General features: G+C 50.6%; 5 protein-coding genes and 1 pseudogene. All 6 read left to right on the top strand.

The genetic code is table 11. From position 1 onward, the window contains the following. Nucleotides 1-570 (top strand): DUF6399 domain-containing protein (locus QQ91_RS13220; RefSeq protein ID WP_236096193.1); only part of this gene is annotated, 570 nt, incomplete at its 5' end. Nucleotides 571-645: 75 nt separating this feature from the next. Further along, a complete protein-coding gene (locus QQ91_RS13215) occupies nucleotides 646-1,080 on the top strand; it encodes a hypothetical protein (protein WP_166282766.1) in 435 nt (144 codons plus the stop codon). A gap of 12 nt (nucleotides 1,081-1,092) precedes the next feature. After that, a complete protein-coding gene (locus QQ91_RS13210; RefSeq protein WP_166282764.1) occupies nucleotides 1,093-4,896 on the top strand; it encodes a HEAT repeat domain-containing protein in 3,804 nt (1,267 codons plus the stop codon). Nucleotides 4,897-4,966: 70 nt separating this feature from the next. After that, nucleotides 4,967-5,245: a UPF0175 family protein gene (locus QQ91_RS13205; protein ID WP_166282772.1), complete on the top strand. Its 279-nt coding sequence runs from the start codon at nucleotides 4,967-4,969 to the stop codon at nucleotides 5,243-5,245. Continuing rightward, nucleotides 5,242-5,712, top strand: coding sequence for a PIN domain-containing protein (locus QQ91_RS13200; RefSeq protein WP_166282762.1), 471 nt, complete (start codon nucleotides 5,242-5,244; stop codon nucleotides 5,710-5,712). Before QQ91_RS13205 ends, QQ91_RS13200 begins: the two co-directional genes overlap by 4 nt. A gap of 247 nt (nucleotides 5,713-5,959) precedes the next feature. Next, nucleotides 5,960-6,097 (top strand): annotated as a pseudogene (locus QQ91_RS21670) (DUF433 domain-containing protein); the annotation flags it as partial. Nucleotides 6,098-6,155 lie beyond the last annotated feature (58 nt).

Raw genomic sequence — 6,155 nt, 5'->3', positions numbered from 1 at the left:
CCGGCTATCTCGATGGGAATTAATGCCTGGTGGAGATGGGTGCTCGAAGCATTGGAGGCCGAATCCGTCTCGTCAGACTTAGGGGCGTGGATCATCGAGAGCATGCTCCCTTGGGTCTATTGGACACAGCAAGGGCAGCGAACCAAACATCCTCAACGCAGAGCACGGTATCAGCAGGCGGCTCAACGAGCCTATGCGTCCGTGACGACTCATTCCTTGACCCATACCTTGAGCCCTGATGAGCAGCAACGATGGTGGGCTTGGTCTACAGAGATGGTCGCCAAGTTCCAACGCACTTCCTCGGCCGTGGAAGGTCGAAATGGGTGTTTGGCACAGCTGCATCATACCCAGCGAGGCATTGACCCAAAGACGCTACAGACCTTCAAAATTATCCACAATTATGACCTTAGACGCTTTGATGGCACGACGGCTGCCCAACGGTTGTTTGGTCACCCCTTTCCAGACCTTTTCGAGTCGGTGTTGGCACAAATGGATGAGCTCCCCCAAGCCAGACGATACAAAAATCTTACACAGCCTCAAATGCCCACACTGCATTCTGTCCCGCCTTAAATTGGTAGCCACTATGAGTTACCTGGATGCTCAATATTAACCGAAGTATAATTGGGCAATTTAGTAATGAAGTGTATGACAGATCCCTTAACGACACTGACAGCTAGCGCGATCGCATCCCTCGCCTTCCAAAAGTTCCTTGAATCTGGTGCGAGTGAACTGGCGAAGAAGTTTTCCACGGAAGCGATCGCCAAGATGGATGAACTTCGCCAAAAAATCTGGGAAAGGTTGACAGGCAAGCATGAGCTCGCACCAGACGCTCTCCAGAAAGCAGAGACTGGCGATAAAGACGCGATCGACACAGTAGGGACCTTATTAGGTGTAGAAATGCTTGACCCTGCTTTTGCCGCAGAAGTGCGGGCGATCGCCCAGGAAATCCATGCCGGGAAACTGCAAGATAACAGTAACATGACCCAAAATAATTACGATCAGGCGACGGGATACCAAATCAAGGCGGAAGGAGGGACTAACTTCATTGGGACAAACCACATTCACGGAAAGCCGGAATAGGCAAGGGTGATTATGATGGCTGACCCGATTGCTCAACTGTGTGAGCTAATTGCTGGGAAGCTGCGGGATGAACCGGCAGCTTCTCAGGTTGCGTTAGTGGCCCATGTGGAAGGGGCAATCGCTGAGTATCCTGAGTTGGCAGCCGCGCTGAAGGCGGATCAGCGGATGCTACAAGTTAATCGGGATGGGTCATCAGGGTTTCAAACGTTGGTGGAAGGAGGCGTTGCTAATATTGGTACCCATTACCATCTTGCCGAACCAGAAAAATTTGAGGCGGTGTTTGCCGCCGTTCTCCAAAAGTTTCAGCCTCCCGATCCGAAGACGGTCGATTTTAGACCTTATTTGGAAACTTTGATTGCTGAGGAAAAGTATCAAAGAAAGTGGGGATTCTACACGCCCACCGATGCTGTGGGTAATCTGCAGGAACCGGGCAAAGAGGCTTCTGAACTTGATATTGGTCTGTTTGCGCAGTTGATGCAGCCTAATCCAGAAGAACAAGACCCTAATCCAGAAGAACAAGAAGAGCAGCGAGCTTCTGAACTTGATATTGGCCTGTTTGCGCAGTTGATGCAGCCTAATCCAGAAGAACAAGACCCTAATCCAGAAGAACAAGAAGAGCAGCGAGCGCCAGAAACAACAGAACGGTTGCCTGTTTTAGAAGGGGTTTACAAATATGCGGCGGAGCATGTTCTATTGATGGGCCGACCTGGCTCGGGTAAAACCACAGCTCTGCTACAGCTACTAGGTCAAGAAGCAAGGAAGGCACTGGTAGATTCTTCAGGCAAAATTCCGGTGTTGGTTGAACTGAGATACCTGGCTCCAGAGCGTCCATCAGTCCTAGAAAGGATTCGGGCTTTTCTGGGTAGTCACCGCCTGAGTCTGGAGGAAGCTACGCTCAGATCGGCTCTGCTAGAAGGACGTTTTTTGTTGCTGATTGATGGGGTGAATGAGTTGCCCTCGCAATCCGCTAGGTTAGATGTAGAACGCTTTCGGCAAGATTATCCCCAAACACCGATGATTTTTACCACGCGGGATTTGAGCTTGGGGGGTGATCTGGGAATTAAAAAAAAGCTAGAGATGCGGCCCTTAACGGAACGGCAAATGCGTCAGTTTGTGCAAGCCTACTTGCCAGGGCAGGAGGAGCCGATGTTGCGGCAGTTGCAGGGAAGACTGCGGGAACTGGGGCAAACCCCCCTGCTGCTATGGATGATCTGTGAAATGTTCAAAGGTCTGAAGCAAGTACCCTCTAGCCTGGGATTGCTCTTTCGCTGGTTTGTTAGGGAATATGACAACCTGAAACAAGGTGTGCTCGTTTCAGAAGGATTACGGCACTGGCAGTCAGACTTACTGCAACATCTGGCGTTTACGATGATACAGGGAAAACAAGCAGCAGAAACGTCCCAATCGTTATCACCGCCACCTGCTTTAATTACGATCGCCCGCTCAGAAGCCGAATCAGTACTCAGTGAATTCTTGCAGGGCAAGGTAAATTCCCCAACACATCGAGCCAGGGAATGGTTAGAAGACTTGCAGGAACATCATTTGCTGCAACTAAAAGGTCAAGACCAACTGGAGTTTCATCACCAGCTGATTCAGGAGTATTACGCGGCAGAATACTTGCTGCGCCTGTTACCAGGGCTGAGTGATGAGGATCTGTCGCGGGATTACCTTAACTACCTGAAATGGACCGAACCTCTGGCATTGATGCTGGCGTTGATCAATGAGGAAGCACCAGCAATGCGGGTGGTGAAACTGGCGCTAGAGATCGATTGGAGGTTGGGTGCGAGATTGGCGGGGGAGGTAGAGCAGAAGTTTCAGTCAAAAACGGTTGGGTTGGTCAATGGGTTATTCGATCAAAAAGACTTGCCCACGTGGTTGCAGGTGGAACTTTGGCGAGTGACAGCATCCGAGGCGGCTATCCCTGGATTACTTAAGGCCCTGGAAGATTCGGACGAAGCAGTGCGTAAGAATGCCGTTTCAGCGTTAGGGGAGACTGGCTCAGAGTCGGTCATTCCCGGACTGCTCAAGGCCCTGGAAGATTCATACCCTGGTGTGCGTTTTGATGCCGTTTCAGCGTTAGGGAGGATTGGGTCGAATGCGGCCATCCCCGGACTGCTCAAAACCCTAGAGCATTCAGCTAATTATGTGCGGCAGGTTACCGTTTATGCGTTAGGGGAGATTGGGTCGGATGCGGCCATCCCCGGACTGCTCAAGGCCTTGGAAGATTCGGACGAAGATGTGCGTAAGAAGGTACCTGATGCGTTAGGGAAGATTGGCTCAGACGCGGTCATTCCCGGACTGCTCAAGTCCCTGGAAGATTCATACTATAGTGTGCGTTCTTATGCCGTTTCAGCGTTAGGGAAGATTGGCTCAGATGCGGTCATTCCCGGACTACTTAAGGCCCTGGAAGATTCAGATGGAGCAGTGAGTTATTATGCCGCTAGTGCGTTAGGGAAGATTGGGTCGGATGCGGCCATCCCCGGACTGCTCAAGGCCTTGGAAGATTCGGACGAAATAGTGCGTTCGAATGCCGTTTCAGCTTTAGGGAGGATTGGGTCGGATGCGGTCATCCCCGAACTACTCAAGGCCCTGGAAAATGAAAACCACTGGGTGCGTTCGAATGCCGTTAAAGAGTTAGGGAAGATTGGCTCAGATGCGGTCATCCCCGAATTACTCAAGTCCCTGGGAGATTCATACCATGGTGTGCGTTTGTCTGCCGTTTCAGCGTTAGGGGAGACTGACTCAGATGCGGTCATTCCCGGACTGCTCAAGTCCCTGGAAGATTCATACTATAGTGTGCGTTCTTATGCCGTTTCAGCGTTAGGGAAGATTGGCTCAGATGCGGTCATTCCCGGACTACTTAAGGCCCTGGAAGATTCAGATGGAGCAGTGAGTTATTATGCCGCTAGTGCGTTAGGGAAGATTGGGTCGGATGCGGCCATCCCCGGACTGCTCAAGGCCTTGGAAGATTCGGACGAAATAGTGCGTAGAAAGGTACCTGATGCGTTAGGAAGGATTGGGTCGGATGCGGCCATCCCCGGACTGCTCAAGGCCTTGGAAGATTCAGATCCACGAGTGCGTAATAATGTCCCTAATGCGTTAGGGAAGATTGGGTCGGATGCGGCCATCCCTGGACTACTCAAGGCCCTGGAAAATGAAAACCACTGGGTGCGTAGGAAGGTCCCTAATGCGTTGGGAAAGATTGGCTCAGAAGCTACCATTCCCGGACTGCTCAAGGCCTTGGAAGATTTGGACGAAATAGTGCGTGGGACTGCCGCTGATGCGTTAGGGAAGATTGGTTCTGAGGCTACCATCCCCAGACTAATCAAAGCCTTTAAAGATGACAGAAACCGTGGCTACCTGGACATAGACCTCAGTGGTAATGGTTTAACAGTACCTAGCGAAGCTCGTGAAGCAGTTGACAGACGTGTCGCTGATGCGTTAGGAAAGATTGGTTCTGAAGCCGTGATCTCCGAACTACTCAAAATCCTCAGAGATCCAAGGAGCATTTTTGTTCATCGGATTGTCGCTAATACGTTAGGGACTATTAAGGGTGATCGCACTGCTCGAACATTACCCAGCTTATTTAGAATCATTCCTAAATTAGATGTCAGTCTAGTCGCACCTTTTGTTAACAAAGAATTACTCAACTTATTCATCGCCCTCCAAGCTGAGGCAGGTAAAGAAGCATTTAAGGCGATCATCGCTATCCAAAATAACTGTCAGTTTTACAATTATAAAATCGCTAGCCTGTCACCAGCTTCAGCAATCAAAAGGAGGATTTTCACGAAAGTACGTAAGACATTTGGGAAGTAGAAATGGTGCTTAAAACAACTGAGCATACAAGATAAATTCCCCCATGGATCTCCAAGACCGACCCTGGATTATGCAAATTACCATTGACCTCCCTGATGAACTCGTGCAGCATTTCAACCGCGACCATCTCAGTCGCGAAATTCTAGAAGCCCTAGCGGTGCAAGCCTACCAGACCGAAAAAATCACCAGTTCCGAAGTCGGGCGCATCCTGGGTTTACCGTCTCGCTGGGCAGTGGATGCGTTTTTGAAACAGCATAATGCTGATTTACATTACGATGAGGCCGATTTAGAGCGCGATCGTGCAACCCTCCGCCAACTCCGGGCAAGGGCTACCAATAGCACCCCATGATCGTTGTTTCCGATACCTCACCGATCAACTACCTACTGCTCATTGACCAGATCGACCTGCTCCCCCGCTTGTTTCAGCAAGTTATCATTCCTGGCATAGTTCGGGATGAAATGCTCGATCCCTTGGCACCACCCGTTCTTCGTCAATGGATAGCCAATCCGCCCTCCTGGCTCACAGTTCAGACTGTTTCCGAGATTGATGTCACCCTTCATTCCCTCGATCCAGGCGAACAAGCAGCCATTACCCTTGCTCAAACCCTGCCAGCAGATCTACTGATTATCGATGAGCGCTTGGGACGACGGATTGCCAGCAATCGGGGAATTCCCATTATCGGTACTCTTGGAATTTTGGATGATGCTGCAAGTCAAGGGCTTATTGAACTGGCGGAAGTGATCACTCGACTGCAACAGACGAATTTCCGCATTTCCCGTCGCATCGTTCAGACATTGCTAGAAAATAGAGGATAAGCTGTAGTATAGGCAGGCGGAGTCAGCGAGGAAAGCCAGCTAACCCTGCGTGGCAGCGGACGGATGAAATTCATCGGTTGAGCGGTGTAGGTTATTTGCCGCCGCTGCACTTTACCGTTAGCCGTCGTCCTTTCCGCCTTTTCCAAAGTGCTACTATTAGTCCATGATTGATTGGTCTTCCTGTCCTGATGTCGAGCGCGACCCTAATCGTGTAAGTGGTGCCTGGCTTTTTTGAGGCACTCGCGTTCCTGTCGCCGCACTTTTTGAAAACTTTGAAGAAGATGCAACTGTCCATCAGTTCATTGATTGGTTTCCTGGTGTCTCCTTGTCTCAAGCTCGTCACGTCCTGGAACACGCGGCCAGGTCAACTTCGTTGGCCGCATAGGTGCGGGTATTGTTTGACCAAGGAACACCCGTGCCGCCTAGGCAAACTCTGACAGTGA

This window comes from Lyngbya confervoides BDU141951 (assembly GCF_000817775.3).
Taxonomy (GTDB): Bacteria; Cyanobacteriota; Cyanobacteriia; order Thermosynechococcales; family Thermosynechococcaceae; genus Lyngbya; species Lyngbya confervoides.
This window is presented reverse-complemented; position numbering and strand designations above follow the sequence as displayed.